The sequence below is a fragment of the Streptomyces sp. NPDC053427 genome, assembly GCF_044544985.1.
Lineage (GTDB): Bacteria > Actinomycetota > Actinomycetes > Streptomycetales > Streptomycetaceae > Streptomyces.
In genome coordinates, this window is the sequence record NZ_JBITYA010000010.1 from 130,502 (window position 1) to 145,311 (window position 14,810).

At 69.5% G+C, this 14,810-nt stretch carries 12 protein-coding genes and 1 tRNA gene; 9 read left to right on the forward strand and 4 right to left on the reverse strand.

The window, feature by feature from the left end; translation table 11 throughout:
* Positions 1-87: 87 nt before the first annotated feature.
* Positions 88-1,371 (reverse strand): ABC transporter permease, encoded by a 1,284-nt coding sequence (locus ACIGWZ_RS27035; RefSeq protein ID WP_400068994.1) that lies wholly within the window; start codon positions 1,369-1,371, stop codon positions 88-90.
* 266 nt (positions 1,372-1,637) lie between these two features.
* Between ACIGWZ_RS27035 and ACIGWZ_RS27040 the strand changes: the two genes are divergently transcribed.
* On the forward strand, positions 1,638-2,072 hold the full coding sequence (locus ACIGWZ_RS27040; RefSeq protein ID WP_400068996.1) for a MarR family winged helix-turn-helix transcriptional regulator: 435 nt from the start codon (positions 1,638-1,640) through the stop codon (positions 2,070-2,072).
* A 113-nt stretch (positions 2,073-2,185) separates the two neighbouring features.
* Here ACIGWZ_RS27040 and ACIGWZ_RS27045 read toward each other — a convergent pair whose 3' ends face one another.
* Positions 2,186-2,548 (reverse strand): winged helix-turn-helix transcriptional regulator, encoded by a 363-nt coding sequence (locus tag ACIGWZ_RS27045; protein ID WP_400068997.1) that lies wholly within the window; start codon positions 2,546-2,548, stop codon positions 2,186-2,188.
* Between the two features lie 128 nt (positions 2,549-2,676).
* Between ACIGWZ_RS27045 and ACIGWZ_RS27050 the strand changes: the two genes are divergently transcribed.
* Positions 2,677-3,327 (forward strand): FMN-dependent NADH-azoreductase, encoded by a 651-nt coding sequence (locus ACIGWZ_RS27050; RefSeq protein ID WP_400068999.1) that lies wholly within the window; start codon positions 2,677-2,679, stop codon positions 3,325-3,327.
* Positions 3,328-3,396: 69 nt separating this feature from the next.
* On the opposite strand, the gene ACIGWZ_RS27055 is transcribed toward ACIGWZ_RS27050, so the two are convergent.
* A complete protein-coding gene (locus ACIGWZ_RS27055) occupies positions 3,397-4,632 on the reverse strand; it encodes an MFS transporter (protein ID WP_400069001.1) in 1,236 nt (411 codons plus the stop codon).
* A gap of 118 nt (positions 4,633-4,750) precedes the next feature.
* Here ACIGWZ_RS27055 and ACIGWZ_RS27060 point away from each other — a divergent pair, with 118 nt between their 5' ends.
* Entirely contained in the window at positions 4,751-5,833 is a 1,083-nt protein-coding gene (locus ACIGWZ_RS27060) for a LysR family transcriptional regulator (RefSeq protein ID WP_400069003.1), read from the forward strand.
* 128 nt (positions 5,834-5,961) lie between these two features.
* Here the strand turns inward: ACIGWZ_RS27060 and ACIGWZ_RS27065 are convergent.
* Positions 5,962-6,045, reverse strand: a tRNA-Leu gene (locus ACIGWZ_RS27065).
* 528 nt (positions 6,046-6,573) lie between these two features.
* Between ACIGWZ_RS27065 and ACIGWZ_RS27070 the strand changes: the two genes are divergently transcribed.
* The 6 genes from ACIGWZ_RS27070 (at position 6,574) to pknB (ending at position 14,686) form a co-directional block, all read left to right on the forward strand.
* Entirely contained in the window at positions 6,574-7,398 is an 825-nt protein-coding gene (locus tag ACIGWZ_RS27070) for an FhaA domain-containing protein (RefSeq protein ID WP_400069005.1), read from the forward strand.
* Positions 7,399-7,408: 10 nt separating this feature from the next.
* Positions 7,409-7,933 (forward strand): FHA domain-containing protein, encoded by a 525-nt coding sequence (locus ACIGWZ_RS27075; protein WP_400069007.1) that lies wholly within the window; start codon positions 7,409-7,411, stop codon positions 7,931-7,933.
* A gap of 132 nt (positions 7,934-8,065) precedes the next feature.
* Positions 8,066-9,649 carry a PP2C family protein-serine/threonine phosphatase gene (locus ACIGWZ_RS27080; protein ID WP_400069009.1) on the forward strand — a complete coding sequence of 528 codons (1,584 nt, stop codon included), beginning with the start codon at positions 8,066-8,068 and terminating at the stop codon, positions 9,647-9,649.
* 23 nt (positions 9,650-9,672) lie between these two features.
* Positions 9,673-11,070 (forward strand): FtsW/RodA/SpoVE family cell cycle protein, encoded by a 1,398-nt coding sequence (locus tag ACIGWZ_RS27085; protein ID WP_400069011.1) that lies wholly within the window; start codon positions 9,673-9,675, stop codon positions 11,068-11,070.
* Positions 11,067-12,536 (forward strand): peptidoglycan D,D-transpeptidase FtsI family protein, encoded by a 1,470-nt coding sequence (locus ACIGWZ_RS27090; RefSeq protein WP_400069013.1) that lies wholly within the window; start codon positions 11,067-11,069, stop codon positions 12,534-12,536. The genes ACIGWZ_RS27085 and ACIGWZ_RS27090 overlap by 4 nt, the downstream gene beginning before the upstream one ends.
* Before the next feature lie 146 nt (positions 12,537-12,682).
* Positions 12,683-14,686, forward strand: coding sequence for a Stk1 family PASTA domain-containing Ser/Thr kinase (gene pknB, locus ACIGWZ_RS27095; protein WP_400069015.1), 2,004 nt, complete (start codon positions 12,683-12,685; stop codon positions 14,684-14,686).
* Positions 14,687-14,810 lie beyond the last annotated feature (124 nt).

Below are 14,810 nucleotides of genomic sequence, written 5' to 3' on the forward strand. Positions count from 1 at the left end.
AGACCAAGCCTCACCGCCCACCCAACTCCGCCCCGTACAGCCCCCAAGACCCCTGAACCACCGGCCCCCTGGCCCGCTAGAAGACGCCTAGACCCCCACAGCCTCCTCCATCTCTTCCTCCATCTCCTCCATCTCCTCCATCTCCTTCTTCACCGCGCGCTCCGGCACCGTCGCCGCCACCGCAGCCGCCGCCACCGCCGCGGCATTGGCGGCCGCGGTCGCCTCGGCCGTACGCCTCTTCCTCTCGGCGAGGCCCGCCACGCCGACCATCAGCACGCCGACGACCAGCCATGCGGCCAGCGTCCAGACATGTCCGGCCAGACCGAAGCCGTCGAAGTAGACATGGCTGCGGGTGCCCTCGACGAAGCCCGCGCCGTTCCAGAACGAGTGCAGCGCGGCGAAGAAGCCGTTCTGCATCTCGGGACGGAAGATCCCGCCGGATGACGTGAAGTTGAGCATCACGAACAGCGCCATCACCCCGAGCGTGGTCCAGCGCTTGAGGAAGGTGTGCAGCCCGGTGCCGATCAGCAGGATGCCCGCGGAGTAGAGCCAGGCCATGCCCCACAGTCCCCACAGACCGTGGTCGACGAGGTGGAAGACCGGACCGGCGAACGCCGTCCCGATGAGGCCGACCACGAAGGACGTGCCGAGTGCCAGCGCCGCCCGCAGCCGCACCGGCAGCACGGCTCCGGCCCCGCCGATCACCGCGACCGAGGCGTACGAGCCGATGCTGATCGCGACCAGCAGGAAGAAGATGCCCTGGCCCGTCGGGTCGTCCTCGGCGGTCGGCGCCACGTCCGTGACCTTGAGCGGGGCGCCCTGCTGCGCCGCGATCGGGGTGAAGATCTTCTGCACCACGGACGCGCTGGTGTCGGACCCCGCCGTCGCCACGATCAGCTCAGGTCCGGACAGCCGAGAGCCACCGGCCGCCCCATGCACCCCAGCCCCAGCGACCTCACCGGTGCCGGCCTTCGGCTTCACCACATACGCGCCGAAGATGTCCTGGTGCTTGAGCTGGTCGATCGCATCGGACCGCTTGCCGACCGTGCGCACCTCCAGATCGCCACCCGCCTTGTCGTTGATCGACTGGGCGAGCAGCTGAGCGTTCTGTCCCGACCCGACGATCGCCACGGGCAGGTGATGCGGCGCGGGATTCGCGAAGGCCCCGAGGTACGCCAGACCCATGCCGATGCACATCAGCAGCGGGGTGATCAGGTGCGTCAGGACGTGGCGCAGGCCTGCGGAGCGAGCGGAGCGATGCGTGCCCTGGCGCTCCGTACGGCGATCACCCCGGTCGGCATCGCGGTGAATGTCGCGGGAGAGGTCACGGGGATTGTCGCGGCGGTGGTCGGGGCGGGGGACCGGACTCATGGTGCAGGCCTTCTCAGCTAGGCGGATCGGGCGATTCGGTTGAATCGGGCGACTCAGCGGTCGGCTCAGCGGTCGCGGACGGCCATCCATGACCGGCCGTCCGCATCGATGAGCGGGCACCAGCGGGGCAGCGACACGGCGGACGCCCGGCCCACACGGGAACCGACAGCCAACCGCAACAGTTGGCTTATGCAACTCAAAGAGTTGGTAATTACAACCATCAACTCGCGTTGTACTATACAACTACTTCTAGGAAAGGCAACCCCGTGCCCCACCGCGACACCTCCGTCGAGACCATCCAGCAGGAGATGACCGCATTCGCCAGGCGGGCCCGCGCAACGGCCGCGCGGATGCACCCCGAGCTGTCACTGGTCTCCTACACCCTGCTTGCGCACCTCGACGACCAGCACGGATGCCGCGCCACGGACCTGGCGGCGCACTACCTCCTGGACAAGTCCACGGTCAGCCGGCAGATCGCCGCACTGGAGAAGCTCGGCTTCGTCGAGCGCCGCGTCGACCCGGACGATCAGCGCGTCCAGGTGCTGCACCCCACAGAGAAGGGCGCCCAGGTCCTCGCCAATGTCACCGCGAGCCGCCGCCAGGCGTTCCAGGAACGTTTGGCCGACTGGGACGAGGCCGATCTCGACCGCTTCGCGACGTATCTACGGCGCTACAACGCCGCCCAGGAACGACTCGGCTGATTCGGACCCGGAACCCGATGCGAACCCGGACCCCGAGCGATCCCCCAAGCCAACCCAACCCACCCGCATCCGGCATCCGACACCGCGCACCCGGCACCGCACACCCGGAACCTCTACTTCCGGAACCGCTCCGGACACTGCCCGCCATCGGTGAGATACATCTCGGCCCACTGCGACAGCTCCTTGAGCGCGGGCTCCATCGCCCGCCCGGCCTCCGTCAGCCGGTAGGCGACGCGCAGCGGCGGGCCCTCGTCCACCTCGCGCACGACCAGGCCGGTCGCCGCCAGCTCCATGAGGCGGTCGGAGAGCATGCGCTCGCTGATCCCGGGGATCGCCCGCCGCAGGTCGGCGAAGTGCACCGGGGCCGGCATCAACGTGGCGACGATCAGGCCCGTCCAGCGCTTTCCGAACAGCTCGAAGACGCGCGTCATGCCGACGTCAACCTGCCTGCACATCGCCTCGCCGTGATCCGCCATGGCCCCAGGGTACCGCCTTGATGTTGGCTACTGCAGAAAAGTAAGCTCCTGTGCTATTAATAGGTACGTACGGAATTCAACAAGTGCGCCGAGCATCGTCCCGGCCGCGACCCCAAGGACCGATCATCATGGCCACCCTTCTGCACATCGACACCTCCGTCTTCCCCGAGGGCGGCTCCGCCTCCCGTTCGGTGACCGCGGCCTTCCGCAAGGCTTGGGAGGAGCAGCACCCCGACGGCACCGTCATCTACCGCGACCTGGGCGCGGCCCCCCTGCCGCACCTGGACGGCGTCGCCGCCTCCGCCGGCTTCTCCGACCCCGCCACCCACTCCCCCGAGCAGCAGGCCGCCTTCGCGCTGCGCGTCGAGCTCGCCGAGGAGCTGGAGAAGGCCGACGCGGTCCTGATAGGCGCCCCGATGTACAACTTCACGATCCCCTCCACGCTGAAGGCGTGGCTGGACCAGGTGATCATCATGGGCCGTACGGCGGGCGCGGAGCCGTCCTCCAAGGGCACCCCGGTGACCGTCGTCGCCAGCCGCGGCGGCTCGTACGCGCCGGGCACTCCCCGCGAGGGCATGGAGTACGTCCTGAACTACCTCGAGGCCGTCCTGGGCAGCGGGCTGGGCCTGGACGTCGACTTCATCGTCCCCGAGCTGACCATGGCGCCGGCGAACGAGGCGATGGCCGACCTGATCCCGAAGTACGAGGCTTCCCGCGACAAGGCACACGAGGACGCGGCGGCCAAGGCGAAGGCCCTCGTCGAGCGGTTTGCCGCCTGACCGCACCACCACCGACTCGGCACCGGGGCCGGCCGCAGGCGCGCGGGCCCGGGGCGGGGAGCAGCGCCGTCACGCCGTTCCCCGCCCCGGTGCCCGTCCCGTGCCCACCGTCACCAGCGCCCCCACCGCGAGCGCACCGCCCAGCCACATCACGCCGACGGCGCCCCAGCCGTCCGCAACCAGGCCGCCGGTCAGCGACCCCAGTGCGATGGCCCCGTTGAACACCGCGACGAACAGCGCGGAGGCCGCCTCCCGGGCGCCGGGCGCCGCCGCCATCAGCCAGGTCTGCGTGCCGACCGAGACACCCCCGTAGGCCAGCCCCCACACGGCCACTACGAGCGCCGCCCCGGGCACCCCCGCGCCGCGCCCCAGCACCGGCAGCAGCAACACGGCCCCCGCCAGCACCCCACAGATCACCAGCAACGTGGCCCGCGGCGAGCGCGCCGCCCCGGCACCGGCGGCGAAGTTCCCGATGAGCCCGGCGACGCCGAAGGCCAGCAGCAGCGTGCCGATCTGTCCGGCACCGGCACCGGCCACGTCCTCCAGCACCGGCCGTACGTAGGTGTACGCGGCGAAATGCCCCGTCACCAGCAGCGCCACCAGCAGCAGCCCGGTCCGTACGGCGGCCCGGCGGAACAGCGCCACCACCCCGCCCAGCCGCACGGCGCCGGTGGCCGGCAGCGGCGGCAGCAGCACCGCCAGCGCGACGGCCACCGCCCCGCAGACCGCGGCCATCGCCGTGAACGACGCACGCCAGCCGCCCAGTTCACCCACGAACGTCCCGGCCGGCACCCCGAGCACGGATGCCGCCGCGACCCCGCTGAAAACCAGGGACGTGGCCGCCGCCACCCGTCGCTCCGGCACCAGCCGAACCGCGAGCCCCGCCGCTATCGCCCATACGCCGCCCATCCCCAGGCCCACCAGCACCCGTGCCACCAGCAGCACCACGGCATTCGGCGCATGCGCCGCGAGCAGGTTCGCCGCCGCCAGCGTCGCCATCAGGGCGGTCAGCACCACCCGCCGGTCCAGCCGCGCCACCAGCAGCGTCAGCAAGGGCGCGGCCACCGCCGCGACCAGGCCGGTGACGGTCACCGTCAGCCCCGCCGTCCCGTCGGAGATCCGCAGTTCCCGGCCGATCGGCGTCAGCAGCCCCACCGGCAGCATCTCCGACGTCACCACCGTGAACGTGCCGGCCGCCAACGCCCCCACGGCGGGCCAGGCGCCGCGCCGTGCTTGGCCCAACCCGCTCGGCTCCGCGGCCGGTTCGGCCGCCCGGCTCCGGCCCGTTTGCTCAGTCTTCGTCATGTCCTCAGCCAACTCCCGCGCGAATGTGGGAACAACGGCGAAGTCCTCGGCCTTCCATGAGCAGGACTCATCGATCGGAACCGATCGGCCCCGGCCCGATCCGCCACCCAAGGGACCCATGACCCCTGCAAGCCCCCTCGGCCCTCTCCGCTCCCTCGGCCCCGCCCCCCTGGAGGACGGCACCCGTACGGCCGCCGTCCCCGGCCTGGAGCTCCGCGAGCTGGAGTGCTTCCTCGTCCTCTCCGAGGAGCTGCACTTCGGCCGCACCGGCGAGCGCCTGTACGTCTCACAGAGCCGCGTCAGCCAGCTGCTGCGCGCCCTGGAGTCCCGGATAGGCGCCCGCCTGGTGGACCGCACCAGCCGCCGCGTGTGCCTCACCCCGCTGGGCGAGGAGTTCCGTACGTCCCTGCGCCCCGCCTACGACGCACTGCGCGCCAGCGTCGAGTCCGCCCGTACGGCGGCCCGCGGCATCGAGGGCAGGCTGACGATCGGCTTCCAGGGCACCGCGGACGACCGCATCATGCGGGCCATCGACGCCTTCCACGCCCGCCACCCGCGGTGCGAGACGGAGATCACCGAGATCCCGCTCTGCGACCCCTTCGGCGCCCTCCGCAGCGGCGCGGTCGATGTCGCCGTCACCCTGCTCCCCGTCGCCGAGCCGGATCTCACCCTCGGCCCGGTCTTCTCCGCCCAGCAACAGACCCTGGCCCTGTCGGTACGCCACCCCCTGGCCTCCCGCGCCGGCCTCACCGCCGAGGACCTCGCCGGCGTCCCGCTGATCGCCCCGGCCGCCCCCGCACCCGCCTACTGGCGCGAGGCCCACGCCCCCGGCGCCACCCCCGCTGGCCGCCCCATACCCGCCGGCCCCAGCGTCAGCACCCTGCAGGAAGGCCTCACCCTCGCCGCGGCCGGCCGCGGCGGCATGCTGCTGTGCCGCCCCACCGCCGATTACCACGGCCGCCGCGACATCACCTTCCTCCCCGTCAGCGGCCTCCCGGATTCCGTACTGGGCCTGGTCCACCACACGGCCCGCGAGACCGCTCGCATCCGCGCCTTCCGCATGACCGTTGCGGCGGTGACGGGGACCACGGAGGCGAGGGAGGCACCGAACGCCACGGACAACGCCATGAATGCGGTGGACGCCGCAGAAGCAGCGATTGCGAGGAAGGCCACGGGCCCTCGAAAACAACCAGCGCAATGAATACGACGGATAGGGCGAATGTCCGATAGAAGGGGAAAGCGCCGCCCCTGTGCCCTACGCCACAAGTGACAAGCGCAACAAGAAACCCCCGGTCTCCGGATTTCTCCGGAGACCGGGGGTCTCATCTGTGCGCGAGGGGGGAGTTGAACCCCCACGCCCTTTCGGGCACTGGAACCTGAATCCAGCGCGTCTGCCTATTCCGCCACCCGCGCATGGGTGCTGCCGATTGATTCTCTCACGCGATCCGGGCTGTTCAGTCCGGGTCTTGTGCGAGCGCCTGCCGACATCCAGAAGATTAGCACGGTGTTGCGGGTGCCTTCACACGCCTTTCCCCGGCCCCCGCAGGCCGGCCGCCACCGCAGCCGCCGACCGCCCTCACCCGGGCATTCGCCGAGAGAGCCGTCGAGGGTTCACACTCGCGGTGTCCGCCGACGGGATCGCTCCCCGGAGCGGGCGCACCCTGGGCCGCCCGGGCGTGGCCGGAAGGGCTCATACCCCCGGCCGCTCGGACAGCCCGGCGGTTGCGGGACACTGTGTTGGGGGCACATCTACGATCGCAGTGCTTGAACAGTGGGCAAGGAGACAGGCAAGGTCCGGGCAACCCTGTGAGGGGCGACACTCGTCTCCCAGGCGGGAAAGGGGAACCAGCCGATTTCCCCACGCGTGGATACGATCAGTAAGCAGTATCAGGACGACCCGATCAGGACGACCCCGACGAAGGCTGAGGAAGGAGGTGCCCCGTGGGAGTACTGAAGCGTTTCGAGCAGCGTCTCGAAGGTCTCGTCAACGGCACCTTCGCCAAGGTGTTCAAGTCCGAGGTGCAGCCCGTCGAGATCGCCGGCGCGCTGCAGCGCGAGTGCGACAACAACGCCACCATCTGGAATCGCGACCGCACGGTCGTCCCCAATGACTTCATCGTGGAGCTGAGCGCGCCCGACTTCGAGCGGCTGAGCCCGTACAGCGGCCAGCTCGGCGACGAGCTGTCGAGCATGGTGCGCGACTACGCCAAGCAGCAGCGGTACACCTTCATGGGCCCGATCAAGGTTCATCTGGAGAAGGCCGACGATCTCGACACCGGCCTGTACCGCGTGCGCAGCCGTACGCTCGCCTCCAGCACGTCCCAGGAGCCGGCCGGCCACCGCGCCGCCCCCGCGATGCCCCGTGGCGGTCAGCCCGGCGGCGGTCACGTGGGCGCGCCTCCCATGCCCTCCTCCCCGCCTCCCGGCGGCGCGCAGCCCGTACCCCGTACGGCACCGCCCGGTGCAGGACCGCAGCCCTATGCGCAGACCCGGCGCTGGATCGAGATCAACGGCACCCGCCATCAGATCTCGCGTCCGACGCTGGTGCTGGGCCGCAGCACCGACGCTGACGTACGGATCGACGACCCGGGTGTCTCCCGGCGTCACTGTGAGATCCGGGTCGGAACGCCCCCCACGATCCAGGATCTGGGCTCCACGAACGGCATCGTGGTAGACGGGCAGCACACCACTCACGCTAATCTCCGCGACGGCTCGCGGATTGTCGTGGGCAGTACCACCATCGTTTACCGGCAAGCCGAAGGGTGAAGCGGGGGCAATGTCAGAGCTGACCCTCACGGTCATGCGGTTGGGTTTCCTCGCCGTACTGTGGCTGTTCGTCATCGTGGCCGTTCAGGTCATCCGCAGCGATCTGTTCGGGACCCGCGTCACGCAACGCGGGGCCGCCCGGCGCGGCGGGCAGGAAGCGCGTGCGCAACGTCAGGCTGCGCCGCCGCAACAGCAGCGCCGCCAGGAAGGCGGCCGCGGCAACAACCGCCAGCGCCGTGGGGCACCCACCAAGCTGGTGGTCTCCGAGGGCTCGCTGACCGGGACCACCGTCGCCCTCCAGGGCCAGACGATCTCGCTGGGCCGCGCGCACGACTCCACCATCGTGCTGGACGACGACTACGCGTCCAGCAGGCATGCCAGGATCTACCCGGACCGTGACGGCCAGTGGATCGTCGAGGACCTCGGTTCCACCAACGGCACGTACCTGGACCGGACCCGACTGACGACCCCGACACCGATTCCGCTGGGAGCCCCGATCCGCATCGGCAAGACCGTCATCGAGCTGCGGAAGTAGTACGACAATGAGCGAGCGGAGCGAGCGAGCCGCGGCGGTCCACCCGACGGACCCGGCCGTGCTCCCGACCGGAGGGTGGGCAGTGTGGCTCGAGGAGACCGGCTGTACCCCGAACCGACGGGCGAGGTGCGCATGAGTCTGTCACTGCGCTTCGCCGCCGGATCGCACAAGGGCATGATCCGCGAGGGCAACGAGGACTCCGGCTATGCCGGGCCGCGCCTCCTCGCCATCGCCGACGGGATGGGCGGCCAGGCCGCCGGTGAGGTCGCCTCCTCCGAGGTGATCTCCACGCTCGTCCAGCTCGACGACGACGTTCCGGGCTCGGACATCCTCACGTCGCTCGGCACGGCCGTGCAGCGGGCCAACGACCAGCTGCGGGTGATGGTCGAAGACGATGCGCAGCTGGAGGGCATGGGCACGACGCTCACCGCCCTGCTGTGGACCGGGCAGCGGCTCGGCCTCGTACACGTCGGCGACTCGCGCGCGTATCTGCTGCGCGACGGTGCGCTGACGCAGATCACACAGGACCACACCTGGGTGCAGCGGCTGGTCGACGAGGGCCGGATCACCGAGGAAGAGGCCACCACCCATCCGCAGCGGTCGTTGCTGATGCGGGCGCTGGGCAGCGGCGATCATGTCGAGCCCGATCTGTCGATCCGCGAGGTGCGGGCCGGCGACCGGTATCTGATCTGCTCGGACGGGCTGTCCGGGGTCGTCAGCCATCAGACGCTGGAAGAGACCCTCGGCAGTTACCAGGGGCCGCAGGAGACGGTGCAGGAGCTGATTCAGCTCGCGCTGCGCGGCGGCGGACCCGACAACATCACCTGCATCGTGGCCGACGTCCTGGACGTGGACGGCTCGGACACGATGGCCGGGCAGCTCAACGACACCCCGGTGATCGTCGGTGCCGTTGCCGAGAACCAGAACCAGCTCAGCGACCCGAGCACGATGCAGACGCCGGCCGCCCGCGCCGCCGAGCTCGGCCGCAGGGACAACCCCCCGGCGTCTCCCGGAGGTGCCTTCGGCCCGCCCGGCAGCGGCGGCCCGGACGTCGGGGGCCCGCCGCAGGGCTCGTTCGGCGCGTTCACCGACGAGGACTTCCTCAAGCCGCCGCGGCGCGGCAAGTGGATCAAGCGGTCGCTGTTCATCGCGCTGGCGCTGGCCGTGGTCGGCGGCGGTCTCTACGGCGGCTACCGCTGGACGCAGACCCAGTACTTCGTCGGCGTCAAGGACAACCACGTCGCGCTCTACCGCGGCATCAGCCAGGACCTGGCGTGGATCTCGCTGAACGACGTGGACGAGGACCACCCCGAGATCGAACTCAAGTACCTACCCGTGTACCAGCGGAACCAGGTCAGGGAGACGATCGCGGTCGACAGCCGCAACCAGGCGAGCGAGAAGGTCACCGAGCTCGGCAAGCAGGCCAATGCCTGCCTGGCCAAGGAGCAGCGGGAGGCCGCCGCCGAGGAGGCCGCCCGTAACAAGGGCCGCGGCCAGGCGGGCGGTACGTCCGGTGGCAAGACCGGTTCGGCCGGCAAGCCGGGCAGCACACCGAAGCCCGGCAGCACCACCAAGCCCGGCACGGCGGACAAGGCGGGGTCGGGCAGCGCTGCACCCGGCGCGCTCGCCGCGTCCGCCACTCCCACACCCACCACCAGCCAGGCCCCCTCCGAGGAGCAGCAGAAGCTGGAAAAGAATTGCAGCACCCAGCAGTGAGGGCGTAGGGGGCCGGACATCTGATGAGCAGTACCACCAACACCACCACCATCGGCACCATCGGAGCCCCGAGCCGCCGGAACACCGAGCTGGCGATGCTCGTGTTCGCAGTGCTGATTCCGGTGTTCGCCTACGTCAACGTCGGTCTGGCCAAGGACGGCTCGGTCCCCGCCGGTGTCCTCGGCTATGCGCTGGGACTGGGGCTGCTGGCCGGTGTCGCGCATCTGGTCGTCCGGAAGTGGGCGCCGTACGCCGACCCGCTGATGCTGCCCATCGCCACCCTGCTCAACGGCCTGGGTCTGGTCTTCATCTGGCGTCTCGACCAGGAGCCCACGATCACCACCAAGCAGCTGGGCGGCGCGATGGCGCCGGGTCAGCTGATGTGGTCCACGCTCGGTGTCGCGCTGTTCCTGGCCGTGCTGATCTTCCTCAAGGACCACCGTGTCCTGCAGCGCTACACCTATATCTCCATGGTCGTGGCGCTGGCGCTGCTGATCGCGCCGGTGTTCTTCCCGCCGCGGTTCGGTGCCCGCATCTGGATCACCATCCCGGGTGTCGGCGGACTGCAGCCCGGAGAGTTCGCCAAGATCATCATCGCGATCTTCTTCGCGGGCTATCTGATGGTGAAGCGGGACGCGCTGGCGCTGGCCAGCCGCCGCTTCATGGGGCTCTACCTCCCGCGTGGCCGCGACCTGGGCCCGATCCTGGTGATCTGGGCGCTGAGCCTGATGATCCTGGTCTTCGAGACCGACCTGGGTACCTCGCTGCTGTTCTTCGGTCTGTTCGTCGTGATGCTGTACGTGGCGACCGAGCGCACCAGCTGGATCGTGTTCGGTCTGACACTCAGCGCGGGCGGCGCGGTCGCGGTGGCCACCTTCGAGTCGCACGTACAGGTCCGCGTCCACAACTGGCTCAACCCGCTGGCGCTGGACCACGGAGGTGTCACGGAGACCGCGCAGGCGATGTACTCCTTCGGCTCCGGCGGCATCATGGGCTCCGGCCTCGGCCAGGGCTACTCCCGGCTGATCAACGGAATCGCGCCCAAGAGTGACTACATTCTCGCCACCGTCGGCGAGGAGACCGGTCTGGCCGGCCTGATGGCCGTCCTGATGCTCTACGGCCTGCTGATCGAGCGGGGTATCCGTACGGCGCTGGCCGCCCGCGACCCGTTCGGCAAGCTCCTGGCGATCGGTCTGTCCGGCGCCTTCGCGCTGCAGGTCTTCGTCGTCGCCGGCGGTGTGACGGGCCTGATCCCGCTGACCGGTATGACGATGCCGTTCCTGGCCCAGGGCGGCTCGTCCGTCATCGCCAACTGGGCGCTGGTCGCGATCCTGCTGCGGATCAGCGACACGGCTCGTCGGCCCGCTCCGGCTCCCGCCCCGTCCCCCGACGCCGAGATGACCCAGGTGGTCCGCCCGTGAACAAGCCCCTGCGCCGGGTCGCGATCTTCTGCGGCCTGCTCGTCCTCGCCCTGCTGATCCGCGTCAACTGGGTGCAGTTCGTCCAGGGCGACGAGCTCAAGAACGACCCGCACAACCGACGGGTCGCCATCGAGCGCTACAGCATGCCGCGCGGCAACATCATCGTGGACGGCAAGCCCGTCACCGGCTCGACGACCACCGACAGCGGCGACTTCAAGTACAAGCGGACGTACAAGAACGGCAAGATGTGGGCGCCGGTCACCGGCTATGCCTCGCAGGCCTTCGATGCCAACCAGCTGGAGAAGCTGAACGACGGCATCCTCTCCGGCACCGACGACAGGCTCTTCTTCAGCCGCACGGTCGACATGTTCACCGGCGGCCAGCAGAAGGGCGGCAATGTGGTGACCACCCTGGACGCCAAGGCCCAGCGGGCCGCGTTCAAGGGGCTGGGGGACAAGAAGGGCGCGGTCGCCGCGATCAACCCGGAGACCGGCGCGATCCTGGCACTGGCCAGCACCCCCTCGTACGACCCCTCGACGTTCGCGGGCAACACGAACAAGGACTCCGAGGCGTACACCGCGCTGCAGAAGAAGAACAACCCGGACGAGCCGATGCTCAACCGGGCGCTGCGCCAGACCTACCCGCCCGGCTCCACGTTCAAGGTCGTCACGGCCTCGGCGGCGCTGGAGAACGGTCTCTACGACGACGTCGACGCCAAGACCCGCTCGCCGCTGCCGTACACGCTGCCCGACACCTCCGGCATCGAGCTGAAGAACGAGGGCAACATTCCGTGCGAGAACGCCAGCCTGCGTGAGGCGCTGAAAGTCTCGTGCAACACGGTCTTCGGCAAGATCAGCGCCGATCTCGGCAACAAGAAGATGAAGGCCGAGGCGCAGAAGTTCGGCTTCAACAACCCGGAGATCGACACCCCGGTCCGGGCCGCGGAGAGCATCTTCCCCACGGACAACCGGCCGCAGAACGCGATGGCCGGCATCGGGCAGGCGTCCAACCGCGCCACCCCGCTGCAGATGGCCATGGTCGCCTCGGCGGTCGCCAACGGCGGCAAGCTGATGAAGCCGTACATGGTCGAGCAGCTGGAGGCCCAGAACCTCTCCGTTGTGCAGCAGCACACGCCGCAGGTGATGAGTAACCCGCTCTCGCCGGAGAACGCGCAGAAGATGCAGAGCATCATGGAGACCGTCGTCAAGGACGGCACGGGAAAGAACGCCCAGATTTCCGGCGTCACCGTCGGCGGTAAGACCGGTACCGCGCAGCACGGCGAGAACAACAAGGACAACCCGTACGCCTGGTTCATCTCGTACGCGAAGACCGCCAAGGGAACCCCCGTCGCGGTGGCCGTGGTCATTGAGGGATCCGACACACTCCGCAACGACATCGCCGGCGGCGCACTCGCAGCTCCGATCGCCAAGGACGTCATGGAGGCGGTGCTCGAGAGCAACAAGTGACGCGGGTCGTGCCAATACCGGTCGGATATCAGGTTGCGGCAGCGGCCCGGTCCGGTGCAGCGCGCCGGGTACGGTATGCCCGGACAGCACACCGCCGGACCACACACGGGTGCGGTCGGGACTGACGGAGAGGGCTGGAGAAGCTTATGGAAGAGCCGCGTCGCCTCGGCGGCCGGTACGAGCTGGGGTCGGTGCTCGGCCGCGGTGGCATGGCGGAGGTCTACCTCGCCCATGACACCCGCCTGGGCCGCACCGTCGCTGTGAAGACGCTGCGGGTGGACCTCGCCCGCGATCCGTCCTTCCAGGCCCGGTTCCGCCGTGAGGCCCAGTCGGCCGCCTCGCTGAACCATCCGTCGATCGTCGCCGTGTACGACACCGGCGAGGACTATGTCGACGGGGTCTCGATCCCGTACATCGTCATGGAGTACGTCGACGGCTCCACGCTGCGTGAGCTGCTGCACTCCGGCCGGAAGCTGCTGCCCGAGCGCTCGCTGGAGATGACCATCGGCGTGCTCCAGGCTCTGGAGTACTCGCACCGGGCCGGCATCGTCCACCGTGACATCAAGCCGGCCAACGTCATGCTGACGCGCACCGGCCAGGTCAAGGTCATGGACTTCGGCATTGCCCGCGCGATGGGCGACTCCGGAATGACGATGACGCAGACCGCGGCGGTCATCGGCACCGCGCAGTACCTCTCGCCCGAGCAGGCCAAGGGCGAGCAGGTCGACGCCCGCTCCGACCTGTACTCGACGGGCTGTCTGCTGTACGAGCTGCTGACCGTGCGGCCACCGTTCATCGGTGATTCGCCGGTCGCGGTGGCGTATCAGCATGTCCGCGAGGAGCCGCAGAAGCCGAGCAACTTCGATCCCGAGATCACGCCCGAGATGGACGCGATCGTCCTGAAGGCGCTGGTCAAGGACCCGGACTATCGCTATCAGTCGGCCGACGAGATGCGTGCCGACATCGAGGCGGCGCTGGACGGACAGCCGGTCGCCGCGACCTCCGCGATGGGTGCGGGCGGCTTCGACCAGGACCAGCCGACCACGATGCTGCGCCCGCAGGACGGGGGCGGCCCGAAGACTTCCATGCTTCCGCCGATGAACGCCGACGACGGTGGCTACGGCTATGACGACCGCGCCGACCGGCGTCGGGGCGGTGGCCAGAAGAAGAGCCACACATCGACGATCCTGCTGGTGCTCGCGGCCGTTCTCGTTCTGGTCGGTGCGATCTTCATCGGCCGGGCGATGTTCAGCGGCAAGAACACCAACGGCAAGCAGGAACTGCTCAACCTCACCGGCAAGACCCTGAAGGAAGCCAGGGAGAACGGGCGCAACGGCGGCTTCAAGGTGGCCCTGGGCGGCCGCAAGCCCTGCAACGACATCGAGAAGGACCACATCGGCTCGCAGGAGCCGGCGGCCGGCAAGAAGATCTCTTCGGGTGAGACGGTCACCGTCACCCTGTGCACGGGGCCGGTCAAGGTGACGGTCCCCGACGTCACCAACTTCTCGTACGAGAACGCTGTCGCGGAGCTCCACAACAAGGGCTTCGACAAGGTCGACAAGAAGTTCAAGATCTCCGACCGTACGCCGGGCACCGTCCTCAGCCAGAACCCCAAGGCCCAGAGCAAGGCGGCCAAGGACGCCCAGATCACGCTGACGGTGGCGCAGGAGAGCCCGAAGCAGCCTGTCCCGAACGTCAAGGGCCAGGACTTCGCGGCGGCCCAGAAGCAGCTCACGGACAACGGCTTCCAGGTCGCCAAGACCGATCAGGAGGTCTCCGACCCGAACCAGGTCGGCAAGGTGCTCGAGCAGAGCCCGGAGGGCGACACCAAGGCCAAGCCGAACTCGACCATCACGCTGACGGTCGGTAAGGCCGCGGCGCAGACGCCGGTTCCCAATGTCGTCAACCAGCCGGTGAAGGTCGCGAAGCAGATGCTGCAGCAGGCCGGCTTCAAGAACGTCCAGTTCGCCGACGGCAGTTCGCAGGACGAGAACGCCATCGTGACGGGGCAGGACCCGCAGCAGGACACACCGTCCGACCCCGCGAACACGACCGTGACGCTGACCACCCAGGGCGGCGGCGGCAACGGTATCGGGGGCAACAACGGCAACGGCGGCGACCTCTGGGGCGGTGCCTTCGGGGGGAACTAGCGGCCCCGCGCGTCGTACGACCGAGCCCCGGCAGCCCATGGAGGGCGGCCGGGGCTCGCTCGTATGCGGGGGACGTCCAGAGATCGTGTGCCGGGCGTCTGCGCGAGGCGCTCGGGGCCGGCGG

What these genes read in the sequence shown, in the direction of transcription:
- ACIGWZ_RS27035 (WP_400068994.1), bottom strand. Translation starts at nt 1,371, where the DNA reads ATGAGTCCGGTCCCCCGCCCCGACCACCGCCGCGACAATCCCCGTGAC.
- ACIGWZ_RS27045 (WP_400068997.1), bottom strand. Translation starts at nt 2,548, where the DNA reads ATGGCGGATCACGGCGAGGCGATGTGCAGGCAGGTTGACGTCGGCATG.
- ACIGWZ_RS27050 (WP_400068999.1), top strand. Translation starts at nt 2,677, where the DNA reads ATGGCCACCCTTCTGCACATCGACACCTCCGTCTTCCCCGAGGGCGGC.
- ACIGWZ_RS27055 (WP_400069001.1), bottom strand. Translation starts at nt 4,632, where the DNA reads ATGACGAAGACTGAGCAAACGGGCCGGAGCCGGGCGGCCGAACCGGCC.
- ACIGWZ_RS27060 (WP_400069003.1), top strand. Translation starts at nt 4,751, where the DNA reads ATGACCCCTGCAAGCCCCCTCGGCCCTCTCCGCTCCCTCGGCCCCGCC.
- ACIGWZ_RS27075 (WP_400069007.1), top strand. Translation starts at nt 7,409, where the DNA reads ATGTCAGAGCTGACCCTCACGGTCATGCGGTTGGGTTTCCTCGCCGTA.
- ACIGWZ_RS27080 (WP_400069009.1), top strand. Translation starts at nt 8,066, where the DNA reads ATGAGTCTGTCACTGCGCTTCGCCGCCGGATCGCACAAGGGCATGATC.
- ACIGWZ_RS27085 (WP_400069011.1), top strand. Translation starts at nt 9,673, where the DNA reads ATGAGCAGTACCACCAACACCACCACCATCGGCACCATCGGAGCCCCG.
- pknB (WP_400069015.1), top strand. Translation starts at nt 12,683, where the DNA reads ATGGAAGAGCCGCGTCGCCTCGGCGGCCGGTACGAGCTGGGGTCGGTG.